The 24481-nt window shown below is 62.4% G+C and carries 24 protein-coding genes; 7 read left to right on the top strand and 17 right to left on the bottom strand.

Annotated elements, in window-relative coordinates; translation table 11 throughout:
* Window positions 1–3 precede the first annotated feature (3 nt).
* Entirely contained in the window at window positions 4–1449 is a 1446-nt protein-coding gene (locus ACP7EG_RS05860) for a DUF1501 domain-containing protein (protein ID WP_426086821.1), read from the top strand.
* On the opposite strand, the gene ACP7EG_RS05855 is transcribed toward ACP7EG_RS05860, so the two are convergent.
* The 4 genes from ACP7EG_RS05855 to ACP7EG_RS05840 are packed head-to-tail and all read right to left on the bottom strand — an operon-like array spanning window position 1446 to window position 3552.
* Entirely contained in the window at window positions 1446–2291 is an 846-nt protein-coding gene (locus tag ACP7EG_RS05855) for an intradiol ring-cleavage dioxygenase (protein ID WP_426086820.1), read from the bottom strand. The genes ACP7EG_RS05860 and ACP7EG_RS05855 overlap by 4 nt on opposite strands.
* Window positions 2249–2413, bottom strand: coding sequence for a hypothetical protein (locus tag ACP7EG_RS05850; RefSeq protein ID WP_426086819.1), 165 nt, complete (start codon window positions 2411–2413; stop codon window positions 2249–2251). The genes ACP7EG_RS05855 and ACP7EG_RS05850 overlap by 43 nt, the downstream gene beginning before the upstream one ends.
* A 3-nt stretch (window positions 2414–2416) precedes the next feature.
* On the bottom strand, window positions 2417–3076 hold the full coding sequence (locus ACP7EG_RS05845; protein WP_426086818.1) for a hypothetical protein: 660 nt from the start codon (window positions 3074–3076) through the stop codon (window positions 2417–2419).
* Between the two features lie 2 nt (window positions 3077–3078).
* Complete coding sequence (locus tag ACP7EG_RS05840; protein WP_426086817.1) at window positions 3079–3552, bottom strand: Spy/CpxP family protein refolding chaperone; 474 nt, start codon at window positions 3550–3552, stop codon at window positions 3079–3081.
* A 193-nt stretch (window positions 3553–3745) separates the two neighbouring features.
* On the opposite strand from ACP7EG_RS05840, the gene ACP7EG_RS05835 reads away from it, so the two are divergent.
* Complete coding sequence (locus ACP7EG_RS05835) at window positions 3746–4435, top strand: response regulator transcription factor (protein WP_071076833.1); 690 nt, start codon at window positions 3746–3748, stop codon at window positions 4433–4435.
* A 2-nt stretch (window positions 4436–4437) separates the two neighbouring features.
* The gene (locus ACP7EG_RS05830) at window positions 4438–5928 is read left to right on the top strand and encodes a HAMP domain-containing sensor histidine kinase (protein WP_426086816.1); all 1491 of its coding nucleotides are present in this window, start codon (window positions 4438–4440) and stop codon (window positions 5926–5928) included.
* A gap of 40 nt (window positions 5929–5968) precedes the next feature.
* Here ACP7EG_RS05830 and ACP7EG_RS05825 read toward each other — a convergent pair whose 3' ends face one another.
* The 5 genes from ACP7EG_RS05825 to ACP7EG_RS05805 all read right to left on the bottom strand — a co-directional run bounded on the left by ACP7EG_RS05825 (window position 5969) and on the right by ACP7EG_RS05805 (window position 9463).
* Window positions 5969–6310: a FlxA-like family protein gene (locus tag ACP7EG_RS05825; RefSeq protein ID WP_426086815.1), complete on the bottom strand. Its 342-nt coding sequence runs from the start codon at window positions 6308–6310 to the stop codon at window positions 5969–5971.
* A gap of 112 nt (window positions 6311–6422) precedes the next feature.
* Window positions 6423–6992 (bottom strand): dCTP deaminase, encoded by a 570-nt coding sequence (gene dcd / locus ACP7EG_RS05820; protein WP_071076830.1) that lies wholly within the window; start codon window positions 6990–6992, stop codon window positions 6423–6425.
* Window positions 6993–7125: 133 nt separating this feature from the next.
* On the bottom strand, window positions 7126–7926 hold the full coding sequence (locus ACP7EG_RS05815; RefSeq protein ID WP_426086814.1) for an alpha/beta fold hydrolase: 801 nt from the start codon (window positions 7924–7926) through the stop codon (window positions 7126–7128).
* A gap of 58 nt (window positions 7927–7984) precedes the next feature.
* Window positions 7985–8680, bottom strand: coding sequence for an HAD family hydrolase (locus ACP7EG_RS05810; protein WP_426086813.1), 696 nt, complete (start codon window positions 8678–8680; stop codon window positions 7985–7987).
* Between the two features lie 21 nt (window positions 8681–8701).
* Window positions 8702–9463, bottom strand: a complete 762-nt coding sequence (locus tag ACP7EG_RS05805) for a sulfite exporter TauE/SafE family protein (protein WP_071076827.1) — start codon at window positions 9461–9463, stop codon at window positions 8702–8704.
* A gap of 151 nt (window positions 9464–9614) precedes the next feature.
* On the opposite strand from ACP7EG_RS05805, the gene ACP7EG_RS05800 reads away from it, so the two are divergent.
* Both ACP7EG_RS05800 and ACP7EG_RS05795 read left to right on the top strand, forming a co-directional pair.
* Window positions 9615–10538: a LysR family transcriptional regulator gene (locus tag ACP7EG_RS05800; RefSeq protein ID WP_426086812.1), complete on the top strand. Its 924-nt coding sequence runs from the start codon at window positions 9615–9617 to the stop codon at window positions 10536–10538.
* A 342-nt stretch (window positions 10539–10880) separates the two neighbouring features.
* Entirely contained in the window at window positions 10881–12014 is a 1134-nt protein-coding gene (locus tag ACP7EG_RS05795) for an SMEK domain-containing protein (protein ID WP_426086811.1), read from the top strand.
* Between the two features lie 359 nt (window positions 12015–12373).
* Here ACP7EG_RS05795 and ACP7EG_RS05790 read toward each other — a convergent pair whose 3' ends face one another.
* Window positions 12374–14797 (bottom strand): DNA internalization-related competence protein ComEC/Rec2, encoded by a 2424-nt coding sequence (locus ACP7EG_RS05790; protein ID WP_426086810.1) that lies wholly within the window; start codon window positions 14795–14797, stop codon window positions 12374–12376.
* A 216-nt stretch (window positions 14798–15013) separates the two neighbouring features.
* Between ACP7EG_RS05790 and ACP7EG_RS05785 the strand changes: the two genes are divergently transcribed.
* Both ACP7EG_RS05785 and ACP7EG_RS05780 read left to right on the top strand, forming a co-directional pair.
* Entirely contained in the window at window positions 15014–15847 is an 834-nt protein-coding gene (locus ACP7EG_RS05785) for a class I SAM-dependent methyltransferase (protein ID WP_426086809.1), read from the top strand.
* 87 nt (window positions 15848–15934) lie between these two features.
* Complete coding sequence (locus ACP7EG_RS05780) at window positions 15935–17923, top strand: helicase-related protein (protein WP_426086808.1); 1989 nt, start codon at window positions 15935–15937, stop codon at window positions 17921–17923.
* Window positions 17924–17926: 3 nt separating this feature from the next.
* Here the strand turns inward: ACP7EG_RS05780 and ACP7EG_RS05775 are convergent, their stop codons facing one another.
* The 7 genes from ACP7EG_RS05775 to ACP7EG_RS05745 all read right to left on the bottom strand — a co-directional run bounded on the left by ACP7EG_RS05775 (window position 17927) and on the right by ACP7EG_RS05745 (window position 24399).
* The gene (locus ACP7EG_RS05775) at window positions 17927–18400 is read right to left on the bottom strand and encodes a T6SS effector amidase Tae4 family protein (RefSeq protein WP_426086807.1); all 474 of its coding nucleotides are present in this window, start codon (window positions 18398–18400) and stop codon (window positions 17927–17929) included.
* Between the two features lies 1 nt (window position 18401).
* Window positions 18402–18788: a Rap1a/Tai family immunity protein gene (locus tag ACP7EG_RS05770; RefSeq protein WP_426086806.1), complete on the bottom strand. Its 387-nt coding sequence runs from the start codon at window positions 18786–18788 to the stop codon at window positions 18402–18404.
* Between the two features lie 193 nt (window positions 18789–18981).
* Window positions 18982–20223: a PQQ-dependent sugar dehydrogenase gene (locus ACP7EG_RS05765; RefSeq protein WP_426086805.1), complete on the bottom strand. Its 1242-nt coding sequence runs from the start codon at window positions 20221–20223 to the stop codon at window positions 18982–18984.
* A complete protein-coding gene (locus ACP7EG_RS05760) occupies window positions 20220–21026 on the bottom strand; it encodes a TatD family hydrolase (protein ID WP_426087142.1) in 807 nt (268 codons plus the stop codon). Before ACP7EG_RS05760 ends, ACP7EG_RS05765 begins: the two co-directional genes overlap by 4 nt.
* Window positions 21027–21048: 22 nt before the next feature.
* A complete protein-coding gene (lolD, locus tag ACP7EG_RS05755; RefSeq protein WP_035819561.1) occupies window positions 21049–21774 on the bottom strand; it encodes a lipoprotein-releasing ABC transporter ATP-binding protein LolD in 726 nt (241 codons plus the stop codon).
* Window positions 21775–21790: 16 nt separating this feature from the next.
* A complete protein-coding gene (locus ACP7EG_RS05750; protein ID WP_426086804.1) occupies window positions 21791–23056 on the bottom strand; it encodes a lipoprotein-releasing ABC transporter permease subunit in 1266 nt (421 codons plus the stop codon).
* 65 nt (window positions 23057–23121) lie between these two features.
* Complete coding sequence (locus ACP7EG_RS05745; protein WP_426086803.1) at window positions 23122–24399, bottom strand: lipoprotein-releasing ABC transporter permease subunit; 1278 nt, start codon at window positions 24397–24399, stop codon at window positions 23122–23124.
* Between the last annotated feature and the right edge of the window lie 82 nt (window positions 24400–24481).

The raw sequence follows: 24481 nt of genomic DNA, 5'->3' as shown, positions 1-24481 counted from the left end.
TGCATGACTATCACCTCCCACTTCTCGCGCCGGCGCTTCCTCGGTTCCATGCTGGGCCTGGCCGGCAGCACGGCTGCGCCATTCGCCCTCAACCTGGCCGCCATGGGCCAGGCGGCAGCCCAGTCCGCCGACGACTACAAGGCTCTCGTGTGCCTGTTCATGGCCGGCGGCAACGATACCTTCAACACGGTGCTGGCCACCGATACGCCATCCTGGAGTGAATACTCGCGGTTACGCAACACGGGCGGCAACGATTCGATCCACCTGCCCGGCGTGGGCGAAACGGGCGGCGTGCTGCCGATCGTGCCCGCCACGGCGCAGGCAGGCCGCAGCTTTGCCCTGCATCCCGCCCTCGCCCCCGTGAAAGACCTGTTCGACGGCGGCCGCGCCGCCATCCTTGCCAATGTGGGCACCCTGATCCAGCCTGTGACCCTGGCGCAATACAAGGCGGGCAATGTGGCGCTGCCGCCGAAACTGTTTTCACATAACGACCAGCAATCGACCTGGCAATCGGGCTTGCCGGAAGGCGCCAGCGTGGGCTGGGGCGGACGCCTGGGTGACCTGCTCGGCACGGGCAACGGCTATGCCACGTTTACGGCCATCTCGGCCGCGTCGAACGCGCTGTTCCTCAGCGGGCGGCAGGTGCGCCAGTTCCAGGTGGGCAAGGCGGGCGCCGTACCGATCCGCAATATCGGCAGCGGCTATCTGTTCGGCACCACCGAGGGCGAGACCGCCTTGCGCGACATCATCAGCACGGCGGGCGACGACCTGATGGAGCAGGAACACGTGGCGACGGTGCAGCGCGCCATTTCCAGCCAGGGCGTACTGAGCGGCGCCATGCTGCCGGCCGGCGCGGGCGGCGTGCCGAATCCGCCGCCCTACATCAACCCGAACACGGGCGCGTCCGGCGTCAACCAGCTGGCCGTGCAATTGCAAACCGTGGCGCGCATCATCGGCGGGCGCGGCGCCCTGGGGGCGAAACGGCAAGTGTTTTATGTGACCTTGGGCAGTTTCGACACGCATGACCGCCAGAAGGAGCTGCATGGCGACCTGATGGCGCGCCTGGCGCACGCGCTGGCGTATTTCGACGCCAGCCTGGCGGCCCTGCAGGGTGCGGATGTGCGGCGCCAGGTGACGACCTTCACGGCCTCGGACTTCGGCCGCACCTTCAGCAGCAACGGCGACGGCACGGATCACGGCTGGGGCGCGCACCACTTTATCGTGGGCGGCGCCGTGAAAGGGGGCGACATCTACGGCGCCTTCCCCACCACGGGCCTGGGCCATGCGCTGGACGTGGGTTCCGGCGCCCTGCTGCCGACCACCTCCGTCGACCAGTACGGCGCCACCCTGGCCAAGTGGTTCGGCGTGGCCGACAGCCAGCTGACCGAGGTGTTCCCGAACATCGGCAACTTCAGCCGGCGCGACCTGGGTTTCATGACAGTCACTTAACCGTTCACGGCGATGCTCAGGGTGACGACATAGCCCTGCGTGGCATTGCCCGTCACCGTGGCCATCTGCAGGCTGCAGCCGTCGCTGAAGACATCATCGGTGGCATAGCTGATCTGCGCCAGGTTGCGCACGCTGGCCGTGTAGCCGCTGGCCGTGTAGGCTTCGTTCAAGGTTGCCATCGGGAAGGTGAACTGCGACGTCTTGAGGCGGTTCGAGGCAGAGGCCGCCTTGGCCAGGCTGGGATAGACCTCGACATGCACGTGCGGCATGCGCCCCGCGTAGCAGCCGGGAAAGATGGTCGTGAAGACCAGGTTGCCGGCGCTGTCCGTTTCCTGCACCCCGCGCAAGTAATTCTGCGACGTCACGCCGCCCGAATACAGCGAATACAGGCCTGCGCGGTCGCAATGCCATAAATACACGGCGTAGCCGGCCAGGCTGGCGCAGCTGCCGCTGGCGTTGAGCAACTGCAACTTGATGCTCAATGGCACGCCCTCCGCCACACCCGTGGCGCCGTTAAAACTGGCGCGGATATCGCTGCGCACCACGCCCGACTGCTTCAGCACGTTGATGATGCTGCCGCCATGCGTGTTCGTGCCGTCGGCCGGATACGGCCCGCCCGTTTCCTCGGGCATCACCGTGCAGGCGCCCGTGGTGGGCGTCATCACCGAGCCAGTGCCAGCGCCGCTGCTCGCGGCGCTACTGCCGGCGTCCGCACCGCCGCCGCAGCTCATCAAAGGCAAGGTGGCGGTGCCGGCCAGCAGCCAGCGCAGGACTTGCCGCCGCTCGGCCGCCTGCCGCATCATTTCGAGGTCGGATGCCAGACCGTGATCATGTAATTCCATACATACTCCAACAAATGGGGCAAGCCCGCCAAGGCGGGGTTCAGGCTGGCGCACAGGAACAGGATGTGTGTGGCCCGTGGCGAAAGCGCCTTCCTGGCAGCCAGGGCGAGCTTGCGTTCCATGCTTCAGGCCGTTGTATTGACCAGGTTGCCGCTGGCGGACAGGCTGGCGCCCGCATGCGCCGCGCCCAGGCTGCCCGACAGCGCCTGCAAGAAACTGCCCAGTTTGCTAGTACTGCTGGTGCTGCCCTCATCGCCGCCCAGCGCACTGAGCAGGCTGGCAAAGCTGGACTGCAAGTCCGTCACGCTGCTGTCCGTGCTGTCGCCACTGTCGCTGCCGGACGCGGACAGTTTTTGCAGCAGGCTTTGCAAGTCCGACTCAATATTGCCGGGACCGCCAGCGCGCGCGCCACCGCCGGGCGGCGCTCCCGAAGGCGGTTCGCCACCCTCCTCTTGCCCGCCGGCACTCCCACCGCTCTGCGCATGCAGGCTGCCCATCAGCTGGTGCAGGAAGGCGCCCAGCGCCTGGCCCACGTCGCTGCTGGTGGCGCTGCTGCCGGCGCTGTCCGTAGCGCTGTCGCCATCGCTGGCGTCCACTGACACGCCGATCGATGACAGGGCGCTGGTAATGGCGTCGAGAAACGCGCCATCGTCGGGCTTTTGCGGCCGCGTGCCGCCCACGCTGCCGGCACTACTGGTACTGCCGCTGCTGCTACTGCCGTTCAGGCGGCTTAGCGCGCTCAGCTGGGTAGCCGCGCTGCTAGAACTCAAGGCACTGATGCTCACGGTCACTCTCCTGTGGGTAATTGGGGACGGCGCGGGCCGGGGCGGCTGTCGCGCCGCTGCTGCGCTTGCTTGCGCTGTTCCGGCGTCAGCACGGCCAGCAATTGCTGCTCCAGCCGCGCATGCAGCAAGCTGATCTTCGCCATGGCTTGCGCCGCCGTATTCGCCAGCGCGCCAGCCTTCGCATCGTCGTAGGCGCTGGACCCGGCCAGCTCGCGCAGCTGCGCATGGGCCTTGAAAGCGATCTTTTCCTGTTCCCGCAGCAAGGGTGCCTGGGCGTAGGTGGCGGCGAAGACCTTATCCTGCTGCGCCTCGCTCAACTCGACGCCATGCAGAAACGGCGGCAAGCCGGGCAGCGGCCCCGGCATGGCGCGCGCTAGCGGGCCGTCCGGCGCAGATTCTTGCTGGGCCAGTGCCAGCAGCGGCATGCTGCAGGCGGACAGCAGCAACAGGGAGACGGCAATACTCAGGTGTTTCATCGGGCTTTCCTTTCGTGGCGATCAGCCCTGATTGTCGGCGTCTGGCGTGTAAAGCAACGTTAGGGTGGCGTAAAAGCGTGTAAAAGAAGCGGCGCAAATGTAAGCAGACGTATGTAAAAGCGGGTAAAACCGCCCTGAAGCGCCCCTTTTGACTGCTATCATCGGGCGATATTCACCCGAAAAAAGCACAGGCATGAGCAAGGTTTTGTTAATCGATGACGACGTGGAACTGGTCGGCATGTTCCAGGAATACCTGACGCAGGAAGGTTTTGACGCCCGCGCCGTGCATGACGGCGAAAGCGGCGCAGCCGAAGCGCTGACGGGCCTGTACGCCATCGCCGTCCTCGACGTCATGATGCCGCGCATGAATGGCCTGGAAACCCTGCGCCGCATCCGCGCCGGCAGCAACCTGCCCATCCTGATGCTGACGGCGCGCGGCGACGACACGGACCGCATCGTCGGCCTGGAGCTGGGCGCCGACGATTACGTGACCAAGCCGTGCACGCCGCGCGAGCTGACGGCGCGCATCCGCGCCATCTTGCGCCGTTCGCAAGCGGCGCCGCACGACAGCTCGGGCCTGGCGCCGCTGGCCGTTGGGCAACTGACGATGTGGCCGGAACAGCGCCGCGTTGCCTGGGCCGGTGCGCACCTGGAGCTGACGAGCACGGAATTCAATCTGCTGGAAGTGCTGGTACGCCATGCGGGCAAGCCCGTGAGCAAGAATCAATTGTCCGAACTGGGCCTGGGCCGGCCCATGGCGCGCTTCGACCGCAATATCGACGTGCACTTGAGCAGCCTGCGCCGCAAGCTGGGCAGCCTGGCCGACGGCCGCTCCTGCCTGCAGACCGTCTACCGTCTCGGCTACCAGCTGATCAAGGAGTAAGCGTGGGCCGTTTGTTCTGGAAGTTTTTTCTGTGCATCATGCTGGCGCAGGTAACGGCCACCATCGGCATCGGCGGCACTTTCTGGCTGAAAAACCGGGCGGCACAGCAGGAACGGGCCCTCGACATCGACACCAGTCCGCCCGCGCAAATGATCATCGAGGCCGCCAGCGCCACCGTGGAAGCGGGCGGCAGCCAGGCCTTGCGGCAATTCCTGGGCAAGCTCGAACGCATGCGCGTGTTTGCCGTAGATGCCAAAGGGCAAGAACTGATGGGCCGCAGGGTCCATCCGGCCATACTCCACAAGGCGCGCGCGCTGCTGGCGCAAGGCGCGCCCCATGCCGTGGTGCGCGAGGTGATCAGCCGCGATGGCGTGCGCTACCTGCTGTTTCTGCCCTCGTCCGAGCGCTTTCGCACTGGCGAGGCGGGCGCCGCACGCGACACGCTCAACGCCGTCACTCTGAGCGGCCCGCACGGCATGGGAGCCGGTCCACGGCCCAGCGAAGCGGGCGCCCCGCCGCCACGCGGCGACTTCGGCCGCGGCATGCCGCCGGGCCCGCGCATGGACAGCCCCTACCGCACCTTCATTCCCCTGGCCGCCGCCATCGCCGCCAGCCTGCTGTTCTCCTTCTTGCTGGCCTGGTATTTTGCGCGTCCCATCCGCGACCTGCGGCAAGCGTTCGAAGCCGCCTCGCATGGCGACCTGGCGCCGCGCTTTCACGCCAGCGGCAAGCGCGGCGATGAATTGACGGACCTGGGCCGTGATTTCGACCGCATGACGGGCCGTTTGCGCAGCCTCATGGAAAGCCAGACGCGCTTGCTGCATGATGTGTCGCACGAACTGCGCTCGCCGCTGGCGCGCTTGCAAGCGGCCATCGGCCTGGCGCACCAGCAGCCGGACAAGATGGATGCCTCGATGCAGCGCATCGAACGCGAAAGCGAACGCATGGATAAGCTGATCGGCGAGCTGCTGACCCTGTCGCGGCTGGAAGCGGGCGCCGCCTCTCCCCTCAGCGAAGACGTCGACATCGCCGACCTGTTGCACGACATGATGGAAGACGCCCGCTACGAAGCGAAGGCGCGCCAGGTCGGCATCGCCCTGGCGGGCGAAGCGGCCATCGCCGACGCCGCTGTCACGGGTCGGCCGGAACTGCTGGCGCGCGCCGTGGAAAACGTGGTGCGCAATGCCGTCAAGCACAGCCCCGACGGCGGCACGGTGGAAGTGAATTTGTCGCGCCTGCATGACGGCAAGCAGGATCTGCTGCGCATCGCCGTGCTGGACCGGGGCCCCGGCGTGGCCAGCGCCGACCTGGCCCGCATTTTTGAACCGTTCTTCCGCGCCAGTCATACCCAGCACAGCACGGACGGCCATGGCCTGGGCCTGGCCATCGCCCAGCACGTCATCAGCGCCCATGGGGGCCGCATCGGGGCCAGCTTGCGCAGTGGTGGCGGGCTGTGCGTGGAAATGCTGCTGCCCGTCAAAACGCCAGGCTGACCTGTCGGCGAGCCTGGCGTTTTGATACACGGATGTGCTGTTACGCCTGCGTATCGATGATGCTGCCCAGGGTCGACGAGACGGATTTGGCCGGACTCGTCGCCGTATCGGCGCTACTGGCCGTCTGAGAAGCTTGCTGCGCCGCCTGTTGCGCCGCCGCTGCTTGCAGTTGCGCAATTTGCGCCTGCAAGGCCTGGATTTGCTGTGCCAGCTGCTGTTGCAGCTTTTGCGACGCCTCCGTCTGCTCGCCCTTTTGCGATTCCGTCAATTCTTTTTGCGTCGCCGTGATCTGCTTTTGCAGCGCCGCGATCTGCGAACTGCTGCCCGAACTGGCGCTACTGGCCGCGCTGACTGCGCCGCCTGAACCGATTGCCGCTACCATGATGCCTCCTCAGTGTTTCAATACCAAGGTTAACGGCAAGCATGGGGCGTGGATGTAGGGCGGCAGGTGTAAAGGCAGGTAAAGACAGCTGGCGTCCCACCTTTCAGAATAATCAGGTCTTGGGCAGGGTCACGCCAACCTGGCCCTGATATTTGCCGCCACGGTCCTTGTACGAGGTTTCGCACACTTCATCGGATTCGAAGAACAGCACTTGCGCCACGCCTTCGTTGGCGTAGATTTTCGCCGGCAACGGTGTCGTATTCGAAAACTCCAGGGTCACGAAACCTTCCCATTCCGGTTCGAACGGGGTGACGTTGACGATAATGCCGCAGCGCGCATAGGTGCTCTTGCCCAGGCAAATCGTCAATACATTGCGGGGAATGCGGAAATACTCGACCGTACGGGCCAGCGCGAACGAGTTCGGCGGGATGATGCAATAGCCCTTGCCCGACACATCGACGAAGTTATTCGCGTCAAAATCCTTGGGATCGACGATGGTGGTATTGATGTTGGTAAACAGCTTGAACTCGTCGGCGCAGCGGATGTCATAGCCATAGCTGGACGTGCCGTAGGATACGATGCGGTTACCGTCGCGCTCCTTGACCTGGCCCGGTTCGAACGGCTCGATCATGCCCGTTGATTCGGCCATGCGGCGTATCCATTTATCGCTTTTAATCGTCATCGCAGGGGTATCTTTCTAGAATATCGGAATGGCGGGGGCCGCACGCCTGCTGCAGGCACGGCCCGAATGGCAGGATTTTACGCGAAAATCCGCCACTGTTGGCCCTTGCAAGATGAAAATCGTTGGTCTCAGACTACTGTTTCGCCAACAAGGAAGTGATCATCTCGCGCACCACTTGCGCCGTCAGTTCAGGGTTTTCCATGGGAAACAGATGGCCACCCGGCACCTGGCGGAAAAACTTGCCGACCAGCTTGCGCGTGGCCTTCAAGCCCGCCTGGCGGCATTCCACCGATTCCGTGCCGCCGATAAAGCCGATGGGCACCTGCAAACCATCCTTGACGAGGCCGCCGATGTGATGCGGCAAGCTGCGGTAGACATCCGTTTCCACTTCGCGCGTAAAGCGTAGCTGCACCCCGTCCGGATGGGGAACCAGGCCGCTGTCGATGTAGTCGCGCAACACCTGCGGCGCCCAGATGGCGAACATGTCCTTGGCGGCAAAGTGGGCATACGCGGCTTGCGCATCGGGCCACTGCTTGCGCCGCCGGGCGGAAAAGCGCGACGGCGAAAACCGCTCGCCCAGCGCCGTATTGCGCGCCAGGCGCACCAGCAAGGCGCGCCAGCCCGCCACCACGGGCGAATCGAGCAAGACCACGCAGCGCACCAGGTCGGGCCGCTGCTTGGCCACCATCACGCTGAGCATGCCGCCCAGCGAATGGCCGACGAGGATCACGGGTGCGCTGTAGCGGCGCTCCAGGTCATCGATATACTCGCGCACCAGCTCGGGCCAGCCCGTGCTGACGGGATAATCCGGGTCGTGCGCATGCATGTCGAGCGCCTGCACGCTGTAGTGCTGGCCCAGCAGGCCGAACAGCTTGCGGTAGGTGCCTGCAGGATAGCTGTTGGCGTGGGCAAAGTGCAGTTGCGGGAGTGTCATCGTGGGATGGTGCCGGTGAATGCGATAGGCAATTGTAATGGCATGCCGGCAAGCCGTATCAGAGGAAGGCCTCTAATTGCCCCCGCGCCTGGGCCATGCCGGGCACGAACGAGGCCAGCACTTCGCCCAGCTCGGCGCTGGATTCCACCACGCAAAAGGCGTCGTCAAACGCATGCTCGCGGTTCATGTGATTGCGCACGATGATGCATTCCAGCCCGGCCGCATTGGCGGCGCGCAAGCCGCGCGGCGAATCTTCCACCGCCACGCAGTCGGCGGCGGACAGGCCCAGGCGCTGCAAGCCCAGCTGGTAGCCGTCTGGCGCCGGCTTGCTTTCGCCATACATTTCACGCGTCAGCACGAAGTCGAAGTGCGGCAACATGCCGGTGGCCGCATGACTGATCTGGAAATGCTGTGCATAGGCGCTGGTGACCACGCCCATGGCCACATGCGGACGCAGCGCCGCCAGCACTTGCCCGATGCCGGGCATGGCCAGCCCAGGCGCCTGGCGCAGCCGTTGCGCAAACAGCACGGTGCGCTCGGCGCGCAGGCGCTCGACCAGTTCGATGGAGTGGCCCTGCCCCAGCAGCACATGCCAGGCGCCGTAGTTATTGTCCAGGAACCAGTCAAAGAATTGCTTGGGCGTCAGGTCTATGCCGTAGGGCAAGAGCAAGTCGCGGTTGCTTTCGTAAAACAGCTGCTCGGTGTTGACCAGCACGCCATCGTTATCCCACAGCACGCCCTGGATGGTTTTCATGGCTTGTTGTCGTCTAAAAACTTACTTGAAGAAAATGTCGTAGGACAACTTGAAGATCAGCAGCACCAGCAGCACGAGGAAGAGGATGCGCACGAAGGCGGCGCCGCGGCGCACGGCGATCCAGGTGCCCGTCAGGGCGCCAAGGATGTTGCACACAGCCATCGGTGCGGCCACTGCGTACACCACGTGGCCAGCGGGAATGAAGAAAGCCAGCGCGGCCACGTTGGTGGCGATATTCACCAGTTTCGAGCAGGCCGAGGCGAGGATGAAATCGAAGCCGAAGACGCGAATGAACAGGAAAATCAAAAAGCTGCCCGTGCCCGGCCCGAAGAGGCCGTCATAAAAGCCGATGGCGCCGCCGATGACGATGGCGAGGATGCGTTCGCGCGGGCCGATGGGGCGCGCTTCGCGCGTCGTGCCGAAATCCTTCTTGATGAAGGTGTAGATGGCCATGATGATGATCAACACCAGCACCATCGGGCGCACCACCTGCTGCGGCACATACGATACGGCGGCCGCGCCGAGGAAGGACATGACAAAGGCGCTGGCCACGGCGGGCAGCACCAGCAGCCAGGGAATGTGCACCTTGCCGACAAAGGAGCGGGCGGCAAACGTGGTGCCGCAGGCCGACGCCAGTTTATTCGTGCCCAGCAAGGAAGTCGACGCCATGTTCGGCATCAGGTTGAACAGGGCCGGCAGCTGTATCAGCCCGCCCCCGCCCACGGCGGCATCGATCAGGCCGGCAAAGAAGGCAAATAAACACAGCAGTGAGATGGTCAGCATGATAGGCAATGAGGAATGGGCGACAGCGGCAGTATAGGCGTCGTGGATTTTTCCGGATGCAACTTCAAATTGCGGAAAACGCAATCAGGCGTAACGCTTGACGGAATGCGCCCCGTGCGGTCTACTGGCCTCTTTTGCCGGGAGTCGCGCGATGTCGATGAAACTGATGTGGGAAATCCGCGCCTTCTGCACCGTGGTGGAAAAGCGCAGCTTCATCCACGCGGCACGCATGCTGGGACGCTCGCCGTCCGCCGTCACGCGCGCCATCCAGTTCCTCGAAGACGCCATCGGCGCCGAGCTGATCTTGCGCACGCAAAAGCAGTTCACCCTGACGACAGCCGGCGAGACGTATTACGCGTCGGCCAAGCACTTGCTGGAAACGCAGGCCGAGGCGGAAGACCAATTGGCGGAATTGAGCAACTCGCCGCAAGGCTGGGTGCGGCTCTCGGCGCCGGAAATCCTGTCGCTGGGCTTCTTGCCGAAGGTGGTGGCGCAATTTTCGCGCGATTATCCGAACGTCTCGGTGGACATCCATTTCTCGGACAAATCGATCGACCCCATCCAGGAAAAGCTGGACTTCGCCATCCGCGGCGCCTTCCCCCAGTCGAGCGAGCTGATCGGCTATCCCCTGTGGAACTACCGCCGCTATATGTACGCCTCGCCCGACTATATACAACGCATGGGCGCGCCCGACGAACCGGAAGAACTGGCCGGCCACGACATCATCATGCACTCAGCCCCGCGCATCCTGCGCGACTGGCATTTCGTCTCCGGCGAACGCAATGTGCGCTACCAGGTGCAGCCGCGTTTCCGCTTCACTTCCGGCATCGCCACTTTCCAGGCCGCTCTGGAAGGCGCCGGCATCGTGCGCCTGGCCAGTTGGCTGGCGGAACCGGCCGTGGCTGCAGGAACGCTACGCCGCGTCTGCACGGCGTACCGGCTGACGTCGTCAAAAGAGCTCGATCCCAGCATCCATGCCGTGTATGGCACGTCGCGCATGGCCAAGGGGGCAAGGTTGTTTCTCGAGTATGTAAAGAAACGGGGGATGGAGATACCGGATGAACGGATTAAATGAAGCAGGTTGCTCAATGATTGTTGACCTCAACAATCAAGCACGATCAACACATTAACATAACAAAGAACATGGATTTAATAGATGATGGTTCTACATTTGCATGAGTGGACATGATTGAATTCCTTGCGCTCTTCTGAATTGAAATGTTTTCAAAAAAAATTATTCCATACAAATAACCTCCTTTTACGTCCAAAATTCTTCTTGATATCCTCGATGGCAAATTTTATAATACATTGAGAAAATTTAATCATTGAATAAAAATTTTCAATCCATTTTTACGCCATTGAAAAATACCAACCTTACAACAACCACCCAATCCCACCAACACCAACACCAATTAAAATGTACGCCCCAGAAGAATTAATAAAAAGATTCATAGATCGAATTTCGCTTCACGCATATATCGTTCGACGCTATGCAAAGCAAAATCTACTTAATCGAGCAGTCTTATCAGAATCGCTCTGCCAAGACATTGCAAATATATTATTAAATAGAAAATTTAGAAATTCCAATTTAAAAACTCCCAATCATGACACCATTGACCTTTATGATGACGAGCAATCCCCTCCTGTTTGCGCACAAGTTACAATCAGGACTGACAGAAAAAAAATAGATGAAACCTTATCTAATTTCATAGAAAAAGAATATTATAAAAATTACAGTGAAATTTATTTTTTTATTCTTGGGGAAAAGCAAACATATAATGATAATAAATATCCCTTCAGGACAGATGGTTTATTTAATTTCGATCCAAAAAAACACATCATATCAGTCGATGACATGATTTCTATGGCACGAAACCTTTCAATAGAAGAACTTGAAAATCTTGTTAAAAAAACCGAACAGTACATTAATACAGAAGGGAAATTCAAGCAAACTCAATACGGGAAAATCTTCTTCATTTCTGCGACCTCGATCGCCGTACTATTTTATTTCGGAATGCAGTATAGAGATAATTTTATCTTGATTCCTGGAAGCAATCTAATTGAAAAAAAGATTAATCAGGCAAAAATTGAAGGTACAACCGCGACTACGGAAAGCGCTGATTTTGCAGTAGTGATTCCTTTTGCTCGCCCCAGCTTAACGAAGGAAGATGCACCGGACGGCGTCACTAACGTCATTGCACTTTCAAACTCATCGCCGTTAAAATCTAAAAATCAGGACCTTGTCTTTTCCGCAGGCAGATGCAGATTCATCGGAAGCATTACTTGGGAAGACAAAAATTCTCTCACGGCCTCGGCATCAATAACATCACTTAATTGTGTCTTGGACAACCGCGACACTTATGAACTTCAAAACAAATCTGGAATAGAGATTGGCTTTCTTGAACCAATCAATGCGCCTGCAACAAGACGTTTGCGCTTGATCAAGGAGGATAATATCTTCACCTTACCCAAAGAGGAAAAATATTTACTTCGGCTAGCTCAACCTATTCAGGATCTTGAGTACAAAGGAAAATCTGTTGTAGCGTGGTGAATTTCATAAAATCCATCTCAAAATTATAGGCAATACATAGCTGTTGCTCAAAATGGCCGCCAAACAGGCCGCTGGGGGGATATATGACGGCATTGGAGTCCTTGCCCTCTCACAACGCGAGGGCGTTGTCTTTACCGACTGCAGCTACCTCAGTGTCGAACAAGAACCGATCATGATGTAATGCCGCCATCTGTCACCAGTATATCCCGATACTATCGTACGCTAGGGGCCGCAAACCCGTTAAGTCTATCGGTCGGCATGCTTACGGATTCTGCGCAAGCTATGATTTGTTTCAAGCAATCATGAATCTTTCTCCAAGCCAATATCTATATACCAGACAAAGAAAGCCATATTGCTGTTCAGTGGCCGTAGTAATAACGAGCATGTTGGGTGCGATACCATGACACTTTAATATTTTCCCCAAACTCCAGCACCACCGCCCCCGTCACATCCGTGCGCAACCGCGCAATGCCCATGTCGCCATAGCGCGCATACACTTGCGGCTTCGGATGTTTATAGCGGTTCCGGTGTCCGACCTGGAAAATTGCCAGGGCCGGATGGACTGCGTTCAGAAATGCCGGTGTCGATGAGGTGCCGCTGCCGTGGTGCGGTGCCAGCAGCACCTCGGCGGCCAGTTCGCCCTCCGCCGAGCGCGCCAGCAATTGTGCTTCCTGCGCCGCTTCAATATCGCCGGCCAGCAAGATCGCATGCTTGCCCGCCGTGATTTTCACGGTGCAACTGCGGGCGTTCGGTTTCAGTGCAATGTCCGTGTGGCTGGCGGGCAGCGGGTGCAGCATGGCGAAGTGCACGCCTTCCCAGCTCCAGCGCTGGCCCGCCATGCAGTGCAGATACGGACGCTGGGCTTGCCGCCGGGCCTCGACGGCCGGGTGGCCGTCGAACAGCGACGAGGCCAGCCAGCCTACGTCTATGTTTTCCAGCAAGGATACGGCGCCGCCCGCGTGATCGAGGTCGCTGTGGGAAATGATCACGCCGTCAAGCCTGGCTATGCCGCGCGCGCGCAAGTAAGGCACGATGACCCGGCTGGCGCCATCGGAGTCGAGGCTGTAGGCGGGTCCCGTGTCGTAGAGCAGGCGGTGAGCGTGCGTTTCCACCAGCACGGCCATGCCTTGGCCCACGTCAAAGGCCGTGACCCACATCTGGCCAGGTGGCGGGCTGGACGGCAAGGCCGTCAGCAGGGGCAGCCAGCCCAGCATGCCGGCCCAGCGATGGGGCCATCCGCGTGGCGCCAGCAGCCAGGCCGTGCCAAACAATGCCCAGCAAAAACTCCAGATTGGCGGCGCGGGCGCCGTCCACACGGCAAAGCGGCGCGCCCCCAGCCATTCCAGCACCTGCGCCAGCATCTGCACGATGGCGTGCGCCAGCAGCAACAACCAGTCACACAGGGGCGCGGGCAGCAGGCTGCCCACCAGGGACAAGGGCGTGACGACCAGGCTGATGACGGGAATGGCCAGCGCATTGGCCACGGGGCTGACCAATGACACTTGCGAGAACAGCAGCATCGTCAAGGGCACCAGTCCCACCGTCACCACATACTGCGTATGCGCGCCCAGCACCACGGCCGCGCGCAGACGCCGCCAGCGGCTGGCGCTCTCCGGCAAGGGTGCCGTGGTGCGGCCCGCCGTCGCGTACAGCATGCTGGCGACGGCGCCGAACGACAGCCAGAAACCAGGCCACAGCACGGCCCACGGATCGAGCAGCACCACCACGCCCAGCGCCAGGCACAGCACGTGGACTATGCTGGTGATGCGCCCCAGCCACAAGGCCAGCGCCACCACCAGCAACATATACAAGGTGCGCTGCGCGGGCACACCGAAGCCTGCCAGCAGCACATACACAAATGCCGCCAGCGCGCCGGCCAGGGCCGCCACTTTTTGCGCCGGCAACAGCAAAGGCAGTTGCCGCTCCGTGAAAAACGAGCGCCGCCACAGCGCGCCCGCGCCCAGGGCGAATAGTCCCGCGATCATGGTGATGTGAAGACCCGATATCGAGATCAAATGGCTCACGCCCGTGCGGTTGAACACTTTCCAGTCCGACTGGGGGATGGCGCGCTGGTCGCCCACCACCAGTGCCACGATCACGCCCGCATACTGTTTGCCTTCCAGGCTGCGCAGGATACGCGCGCGCAACGCCGCGCGGCTGGCCTCCACCACGTTGCCGAAGCCGGGCACGAAGGCCGCCAGGCGCACGTTCGGCGTATCGGCGCGCGGCTGCGGCCGCACATAGCCCGTGGCGCGCACACCCTGCTCCAGCAGCCATGCTTCGTAATCAAAACCCATCGGGTTCGCGTTGCCGTGCGGACGCTGCAACCGCACCGTCAGGCGCCAGCGCTCGCCCGGCTGCACGTCGCCCACCTCGTTCGTCACCTCATCGCGAAAACCCGCGTACCAGGACAGGGCGATCAAAGGTGGCACCTGCGCGCCAACTGCCTTGTCCACAGAAAAATTGAAGCGCACGCCCTGCTCGAAACGGTACGGCAGGCTGGCCACCGTGCCCATGACGGTAATGTCCTGGCCTTCATCGGCCAGCGCCAGTTGCGGCGCCATGGCGGCCTGGGCCAGCCAGGCGGCCCAATAGAAGCCCAATCCCACACCAGCGGCAAGCGCGACAGCCGAGCGCCAGTGCGCGTGGCGGCGCAACAGCAAACTCGCCAGCACCCCTGCGCCAGCGATCAGCCACAGCAGCGCGCCCGCATGGGGCGGCAAGCTGGCCTGTGTCTGCAGCCAGGCGGCGCCGGCGGCAAAGCCGAGTATCAGGGTGCGCATAAGAAGGCAGAATCAAGGCAGGATCAAGGCAAAATCCGCTCGCTGCGAAAGGGACTCAGATACTCTGATCGCTTTCTACTCTTTGCCGTCTGATCTGGCGCAATGGTGCGTGGATAAGAACGCGCATGCACGCCATCCGCCACCACCGCAGGCGACACTTTCCTCATGCTAAGATGACCACCCGGCGCCAGGGCGCCACGACTTTACGGACCTTGCATGCCCCCACTGACAGCGGCCGAAACCTATTTGCAGGATTTTCATCAACGGCAAGTCGGCGTGACCAGCGCCGCGTTTGCCCATCTGCAGGCCAATTCCCCTGCCGGCAGCTGGGCCTCGTCCTATGACGTGCTGACCAGCCTGGTACCGTCCGTGGACACGCCGTTGAGCGTGCTCGACCTGGCCTGCGGCGATGGTCATTTGCTGGGCTTGCTGGCAGCCAGGCGGCAGCCCCAGCTGCAACTGCTCGGTGTCGACATGAGCGAGGCTGAACTGGCCGTAGCGCGCGCCGCCCTGCCCGCCTCAGTTTGGCTGCAGCAGGGGCGCGGGCAGGCGCTCGATGTGCCGGACGCGAGCATCGACTGCCTCGTCTCTCACATGGCGCTGATGCTGATGGACGACATTGAACAGGTCATGCGGGAAATCCGCCGCGTGCTGCGCCCCTGCGGCCAGTTCGCCACCATCGTCGGCAGGACTTTTTTGCTGGGTGATGTGAACGAGGTTTTCATGCGCGTCTTCAAGCCCATCGCCAGCGACGCGTTGCCGCCGCTGCGTTTCGGCGACCGGCGCGCGGGGTCGGAAGCGGGCTGGCGCGAACTGCTCGATGCCGGTTTCGCAGACGTTGAATTCGACGACATCGACGTGCCATGGACGCCCACGCCGGCCGCACTGTGGGCCGCCCTGCTTGACACCTACGATATCGACCGCCTGGACGACGACGCCAGGCAGCGCCTGCGCAGCGCGTTCCTGGATGCCGTGACGCCGCTGCAAGCCGGTGACGGGACAATCGCTACCGGCTGGGGCCTGCGCCTGGTGCGCGCACGTGCCGCCTGAACATGCAAGCGCCAAGGCTGGCGCCACCACCGCCCGTCCCCATCGACGGTATAATCGGCCTCGCTTACTTCAACACCCAGGCACGACATGACTTCCTCCGCACTTCCTCCCGACACTTCCAGCGACATTTCCGACAGCACCGAAGACAATAACGACGCCACCCTGGTCGCGGAACTGGGGGCGCTGGCCGAGCATATCCGCCTGGTCAAGATGGAAGGCCGCGTCTTCGTGCGCTTCTCCGGCGTGGTCAAGGCCGGGCATCTGGTGGTGCCGTATGCGCTGGTACCAAGCCAAGGCGTGCTGGCGCGGCCCGCCAAGTGGCGCAAGATGGACCGCGAGGCAAAGCTGGCCCTGGTGCGCGAACGGGCCAGCGCGGCCGTCTTCGAGGAGCTGCGCCAGCATGTGATGGATTTCGTCGCCGATATCGCGGGCTTGAGCGAGGATGTGGATACGGACCCGATGGTCTTCCTGCACACCTTGGCCGACATGCAGACGTCGGAGCCGGCCGGCATGGTCTTCGACCGCATCCGCCAGCGCTTCCATCACGCCATCGAGCGCCAGCAGGAAGAACAGCATGCGGCGCGCACGCGCCAGAGCATCAACCTGGCCGAGTATCCCGCCTCGTTCGAGATGGCGCGCCGCCTGCCGCGCCGCTTCATCGCCCTGCTCGGGCCCACCAATTCCGGCAAGACGCACCGCGCGATGGAAGCGCTGGTGAAAGCAAAGAGCGGCATCTACCTGGCGCCATTGCGCTTGCTGGCCCTGGAAAATTACGAGCGGTTGCAGGAAGCCGCGCCGCACGGAAAACCCTTGGCCGTGAGCCTGATCACGGGCGAGGAGCGCAGGGTCGTCGACGGCGCCACGCACGTGGCCAGCACGGTGGAAATGCTGGACACGAAAACCGTCGTCGAAGTGGCTGTCATCGATGAAATTCAGATGCTGGCCGACCCGGACCGGGGCGCTGCGTGGACGGCCGCCGTCTGCGGTGCGCCGGCCCACACCGTGTACCTGGTGGGCGCGCCGGAAGCGCGGCGCGCCATCGAGGCGCTGGCCGAGCGTCTGGACTGCCCGCTGGAAGTGCATGTACTCAAACGCATGGCGCCCCTGTCGATGGAAGCGAGCGCCGTGCGCAAGGTGCGCAACCTGCGCCGCGGCGACGCCGTCATCGCCTTTTCGCGCCGCGAAGTGCTGATGTGGCGCGACATGATCACGGAAACGGGATTGTCGGTGGCCACCGTCTACGGCAATCTGTCGCCCGAAGTGCGGCGCGCCCAGGCGCAGCGCTTCCGCGACGGCACGGCCGATATCGTCGTCGGCACGGACGCGCTGGCGATGGGCCTGAACATGCCGATCGCGCGCATCGTCATGACCACCTGCGTCAAATACAATGGCCGCGAAGAGGAAGAGATTTCGGCCGCGCTGGCGCGCCAGATCGCCGGGCGCGCGGGCCGCTATGGCGTGCATGAAGAGGGCCTGGTGGCCGGCTACGACAACGAGACACATGAAGTGATGCGCGCCCTGCTCCAGGAAAAGCTGCACCCGCTCAATACCAGCGGCTTTGCCGTGGCGCCCTCGCTCGAACATTTGCACCGCATTTCGTCGGTGACGGGCGAACTGTCGCTGTCAAAGCTGCTGCGCCGCTTCATCCACAACATCGACGTGCCGGACGGCTTCTTCTTCCCCCGCATCACCGAAGACCAGAAGGAGCGCGCCGTCTGGCTCGACACATTACCCCTGTCCGTGGCCGACAAATTCACCCTGTCGCTGGTGCCGATATCGAGCAAGGTGCCGTCCTTGCAAACGGCGTGGGAACACTGGTCGAAGAATCTGTCGCAGGGAAAAACCAGCACCTTGCGCCAGCACGCGTATGGCGCAAGCACGCAGAATCTGCAGCAGGTGGAAGACACTTGCCGCTACTACTCGGCGTATGCGTGGCTCAGCTACCGCCTGCCCGAATTCTTCCCCGATATCGCCGTGGCGCAAAACCTGTCGCGCGATGCGTCGGAGCGGGTCGACTCCATCCTGCGCGCGCACAATGCGGCATCGCGTGGACGCGCGGGCAAAAAGTTCAAATAAGCGTCAACGAATTTCCCAGAACCACACTTCCGCGCAATCCCAGTAGCACTCGGAACCGCACACTTTCACGCCGATGGATGGCAGCAGGATGTCGATATGCCCGCCCGCGCCACCCAGGTAACCGGGAATGCGGAAGAAGGCGACGAGGCCCTTGCGCTGGCCGATGCCGGCGATGGCCGCATCGCGGCTGAATTTCTCGGGTGCGCCAAACATCGAGGGGCTGGCCAGCATATGCGCCAGCTTGGCCTGTCCCGGTTCGATCAGCGCGCCCTTGAACGGCCCCTTGCGAATGGCCATGCGGCCCTTAACCTTGACGCCGACCTTGATCAGGGCCAGGCTGACGCGGATGGCGCAGGTGTTGGCAAAGCTGTCCTTGCCGATCAAGTCTTCCCAGCCGATTTCGCCGAACAGGGCAGCCTGATCGACGGCGCCCACGCTGGAATAATTCTCACGCAGCTTGATGAATGCAGGTTTCACGTCAGCCTCCAGGTGGTGGGGTGGAACAGGGGAAACGCCGCGCCAGGATGGCGACGATCAGGGTGGAAGCGTCACCCTGGCGCGCTCTGGCAGGCAATTTCTTCAAATCAGCAACGACCTGCGCATCGATTTCCAGCGACTTCACGCGGCCCGTATCACACCACAGGCGGCCCTGCGCCGCATCGGCCACGCCGGCCAGGTAGCCTTTGGCGTAGCGCTGATCGAGCAGGAAGACAGCATCGGCCATCGCTCGCTTGGCCGGCCCCTCCTGGTAATACGCGATCAGCTGGTCGGCACTCAGGCGCGGCGCCGGAGGATAGGCCACGCCCTGCCCGCGTGCGCCGGGGAGGCTCAGGCTCAATACAATGAGAAGGGAGGAGACATGCATGGCCATCCATGGTCAGTGGGGAAGGTCTGGCCGATTGTAGAACGATGCGGCTGTCCCGCACTGAGCGAGGTCAAGCGTAGGTCGGATTAGCGCCTCCGAAGGGCGCGCGTAATCCGACGACATTGTTGGCGCTACGGGTGTCGGGTTACGGCCTTTGGCCTAACCCGACCTACGTCTGCGAGGCCGGTGAACGTTACGGCGTGCCCGGCCCCGCGTAATGCAGCTTGAGCACCAGCCCATTATGGTCATCGGCCATATAGATATCGCCATCCTGGCCCTGCTTCACGTCGACGGGCGCACCCCTGCCCTGCTTGCCCTTGCGCTCCCAGTTGCCGATCAATTCGACGGACTTGCCCAGCGGCGCGCCGGCCTTGTCGGGCAGCAGGGCCACCAGGCGGTGGCCATTGCCGCGGTAGCCGTGGTAGCCGATGATCAGGCTATTCTTGTACAGTTCAGGGAAGCGGCTGGCCGTGTAGAACGTCATGCCCAGCGGCGCGGCGTGGCCAGGCAGCAGGCGCTGCGGCGCCGTGTATTGGGCGGCGCAAGCCGTCTTCGGATACTCGGGGCTGGCGACGTTGTCGTCGTAGCAGTACGGCCAGCCATAGTGCCGGTCGGCCTTGATCAAATTGAGTTCTTCATGCGGCAGGTTCTCGTCGCTTTTCAGCTGCGGCATGGCGGCCTGGATGGCGTCGCGCGCATTTTCCGCCTGCCACAGCTCGCCCGTGGCCGGGTGAAAAGCCAGCGCCATGGAATTGCGCAAGCCGCGCGCATGCGTGCGCCAGCCCGTCACCGTGCCGGCTGGCCAGTCCATCTTGTATTCGCGGATGGCGCCCAGCGCTTCCGGACCTTCCGCCGAAGCACAGGCCTTGGCCGGGTCGGGCGCCTTGCCATCGTTCTCGCAGTGGTCGGTGCTCGAGCCCACGTTCACATACAGGTCACCCTTGGGGCTGAAACGCATGGTCGTCAGCAGGTGCAAACCGAGGCCCGGCAGGCGCGGTGTCTTCGCCGTGCCGCCGATGATGTCGGTGAGGGCGCGTGCGGGATCGCGCAAGTCGAAGCGGAAGATGCGTCCCACCTCGCCCACGTAGACCATGCCGTCCGGTCCCTGCACGATGCCGTTCGGGCGATCTAGCTTGTCGAGCAACAGCTTGCGCTCGTAACCGGCGCCGGCCGCCTTGCGCTGCAACAGCCACAATTTACCCTGCTTCGGCGCCCATCCCGCCATGTCCGTGACGAGGATGTCGCCATTCGTCAGCGGCAGCACGCCACGCGGGAATTTCAAACCGTCGGCCAGCACGGCCACGCAAAAGCCGGCCGGCGTGGTGACGTCGAGGCGCGGCATGCCATCGCACTGGGCGCTTGGCGCCGCCATGGCAGGCGCCAACACGGTGGACATGCAGGCCGCCAGGGCGCCGGTGATGATCTTCTTGTTCATGAGGATATTTCCATCAAGGGTAATCGGGGCAGCACGGTGCGCGCGTTGACGCTGGTCGCAGCCGCCACTTGCGCAATATCCAGGCCGCGCAATTCGGCCAGTACGGCGCCGATGCGCGGCAATTCTTCGGGACTGTTGCGGCCCGGGTGGACCCAGCTGGGGGAAATGTCGGGCGCATCCGTCTCCAGCACGATGGACGCCAAAGGTAAATCGGTAGCCATGCGGCGTATCTGCAGCGCGCGGGTAAACGTCATGGCGCCGCCGAAACCGAGCTTGAAACCGAGGTCGATATAAGCCTGCGCCTGCTGGAAGCTGCCATTGAACGCATGCGCGATGCCGCCGTTCGGACGGATCTGGCGCGCGTGCTTGAGGACGATGTCCTGCGAGCGGCGCACATGGGTCAGCACGGGCAAATCGAAGTCGCGGGCGATCTTCAGCTGTTCGCGCAAAAAATGCTCCTGCCTGGCGCGCATGGCCGGTTCGCACAGCATGGGGAGGAAGAAATCGAGGCCGATTTCGCCGATGGCGACGAAACGCGGGTCGGCCATCGCAGCTTGTACGGCCTCGCGCAGGGCGATCAAATCGTCCTCGGTGGCGTGCGGCACGTAGATCGGGTGGATGCCGAGTGCATAGCAGGCGTTGGGCGCTGCTGCCGCCAGCTCGCGCACGATGCTGAAATTGGCCCGTTCGACGGCGGGAATGACAATCATCGCCACGCCTTGCGCGCCCGCGCGCGCCGCCACCTGCAGCGATTCGCCGCCGAATTCATGCGCGTCGAGGTGGCAGTGCGTGTCGATCCACAGCATGGCGGCTCCTTAATATTGCTCAGTATTGATAAGGCTGCAGCCCTTCGTCCGTCAGGCGCAGTACGCGGTCGCAGCGCTTGGCCAGTTCAATATCGTGCGTGACGATGACGAAGGCCGTGCCCAGGGTGCGTGACAATTCCAGCATCAGGTCAAAAATCTGTTCTGCCGTGGCGTGATCGAGGTTGCCCGTCGGTTCATCGGCCAGCACGCAGGCCGGCTGCGTGACGAGGGCACGGGCCAGGGCCACGCGCTGGCGCTCGCCGCCAGACAATTCGCCCGGTGTGTGCGTGACGCGCTTGGCCAGGTTCACGCGCGTGAGAATTTGCTGCGCCAGTTCGGTAGCGGGCGCGCGCTTCATGCGCCGTATCATCAGCGGCATGGCGACGTTGTCCAGCGCGGAAAACTCGGGCAGCAAGTGATGGAACTGGTAGACAAAGCCCAGCGAGGCATTGCGCAAGTCGCCGCGCGCCTTTTCGCTGAGGGTGGCGAAATCCTTGCCCAGCAAGGTGACCTTGCCGCTGGTGGGCGTATCGAGGCCGCCCAGCAGGTGCAGCAGGGTCGACTTGCCGGAGCCGGAGGCGCCGACGATGGCGACCCGCTCGCCGCGGTGGACGTCGATGTCGATGCCGGCCAGCACCTGCACCTTGTAGCTGCCCTGCGTAAAAGTCTTGCCCAGACCGCGACAGGACAGGACGGCGGAATCAGCGGAAGCGCCGTTGGAGGCAGGTTTGTTCAGATCGGTCATGGTAGTCGTCAGTGGTTTATTCATAGCGCAGGGCTTCCGCAGGTTTGACGCGGGCAGCCCACCAGCTTGGGTACAGGGTCGCCAAAAAGGCGAGGATCACGGCCAGCACGCCGATCTTGGTGACGTCGGGCCAACGCAGGTCGGACGGCACGGTGCTGATGAAGTAAATATCCTTGGAGAGGAACTGCACGCCCAGCAGGTGCTCGATGAAGGGCACGATGACGTCGATATTCATCGCCACCAGCACACCGCCGCCCACACCCAGCAGCGTACCCAGGATGCCCACCAGCGCGCCCTGGATCATGAAGATCTTCATAATGGAGCGGGGAGAAGCGCCCAGCGTGCGCAAAATGGCGATATCGGCCTGCTTGTCCGTCACCGTCATCACCAGGGTCGACACCAGGTTGAAGGCCGCCACGGCAATGATCAGGGTCAAAATGATGAACATCATGCGCTTTTCCGTCTGCACGGCGGCGAACCAGTTGGCGTTCAGCTTGGACCAGTCGCGCAGCCACAGGTCGCCCGGCATGGTTTTTTTCAATTCTGCTGCCACTTGCGGCGCCTGGTTCATGTCGGCCAGGCGCAAACGCAGGCCGGACGGGCCGTCGAGGCGCAGCAAACGCTGGCCGTCTTCGATATTGATGAAGGCCAGACCGGCGTCGAATTCATTGTGGCCTGCCTGGAAGATGCCGCTGACGGTGAAGCTGCGCATGCGCGGCAGCACGCCGGCCGGCGTGACCTGGCCCTGCGCCAGCATCAACGTCACTTTTTCACCGAGGTTGACGCGCAAGGCGCGCGCCAGCTCGATGCCCAGCACGATATTGAAGGTGCCCGGCTGCAGCGCCTTGAAGCTGCCCATGCGCGTCTGGCCAGCCACGTCGGACACGTTCGGCTCTTCCTCGGGCAGCACGCCGCGCACGATGGCGGGGCGCAGTGCATCGTCGCGCAGCAGCATGCCCTGCGTTTCCACAAACGGCGCCGCGCCTTTCACGGCCGGATTCTTGAACGCCTGCGCCGCTTCGGCGCGCCAGTCCGGCATGCTGCCGCTGTTGTCGAACACTTCCACGTGGGCCAGCACGGACAGCATGCGGTCCGTCACTTCCTTCTGGAAGCCGTTCATCACGGACAGCACGACGATCAGCGCCGCCACACCCAGGCCGATGCCGGCCATGGAAATGAGGGAAATAAAGGAGATAAAACTGTTGCGGCCACTGCGCTTGCCGGCCCGCGTGTAGCGCAGGCCGACCAGCCATTCGAAGGGAAGATTTTTTAACATGCTCATTAATTCGTTAATTCTCAGGGGTCCGACCCGCCGGGTCTGACCCCAGCAGTTTGTTGATCAGCCAATTACTCATAGCGCAGCGCCTCGGCCGGCTTGACTCTGGCGGCGCGCCAGCTCGGGTAGATGGTCGCCACCAGCGCCAGGCCAAAGGCGATCAGGCCGATCTGCGCCACGTCCAGCCAATGCACGTCCGACGGCACGGCGCTGATCTGGTAGATTTCCTTGGAGATGAAGTGCAGGCCAAAGATACCTTCGATGAAGGGCACGATGACGCCCACGTTCAGCGCCAGCACGACGCCGCCGATCACGCCTAGCGCACTGCCCAGCAAACCCACCAGCGCGCCCTGAATCATGAAGATCTTCATGATGGAGAACGGCGAGGCGCCCAGCGTGCGCAAAATAGCGATGTCGGCCTGCTTGTCGGTCACCGACATCACCAGGGTCGAGACCAGGTTGAACGCGGCCACGGCGATGATCATGCTGAGGATGATGAACATCATGTTCTTCTGGCTTTGCACCAGTGCATACCAGCTGGCACTGGCGCGCGACCAGTCGCGCATCCACAGCTGGCCCGGCATCGACGCTTTGAGTTCGCGCGCCACCTGCGGCGCCTGGTTCATGTCGTGCAGGCGCAATCGCAGGCCGGACGGGCCGTCGAGCTGCAGCAGTTGCTGCGCATCAGCCATGTTGACAAACGCCAGGCTGCCATCAAGTTCATTATGGCCTGCCTCGAAGATGCCCGCCACCTTGAGCGCGCGCATGCGCGGCATGACGATGCCGTTGGCCGGGTCGCCCGCCCTTGGCTCGCGCTCCAGCATCAGGGTCACGTTCTGCCCCACTTTCACGTCGAGCGCCTTGGCCAGGTCGATGCCCAGCACGATGTTGTACGAGCCTGGCGTGAGATCATTAAAACTGCCCTGCTTCATCTGACTCGCCACGCTGGAGACGGTCGCTTCCTGCTGCGGCAGCACGCCGCGCACGATGGACGGGCGCATGGTTTCGTCGTTCAGCAGCATGCCCTGCGTCTCCACGAACGGCGACACAGCTTTCACTTGCGGGTTGGCGTAGGCGGCGCGCTCTTGCGCCTGCCAGTTTGGCATGGAACCGCTGGTGTCGAACACCTCGACGTGGGCCAGCACCGACATCAAACGGTCGGTGACTTCCTTCTGGAAGCCGTTCATGACGGAGAGCACGACGATCAGGGCGGCCACGCCCAGGCCGATACCGGCCACGGAAATGAGGGAAATGAAGGAAATGAAGCTGTTGCGGCCACTGCGCTTCCCGGCGCGCGTATAGCGCACGCCGACCTGCCACTCGAAGGGAAATTGTTTGATGATGCTCATGCGCTCCCGCGACAACGATAATATGCGAGCGCGCAGTGTGCCACACAATGGGCTTTTTATGCATGAAACTATGTGTGCAGCG

The organism is Janthinobacterium sp. PSPC1-1, from assembly GCF_049897625.1.
Lineage (GTDB): Bacteria > Pseudomonadota > Gammaproteobacteria > Burkholderiales > Burkholderiaceae_D > Janthinobacterium > Janthinobacterium tructae.
The sequence above is the reverse complement of the archived record's forward strand: the minus strand, read 5'-3'. Positions and strand labels throughout refer to the sequence as shown.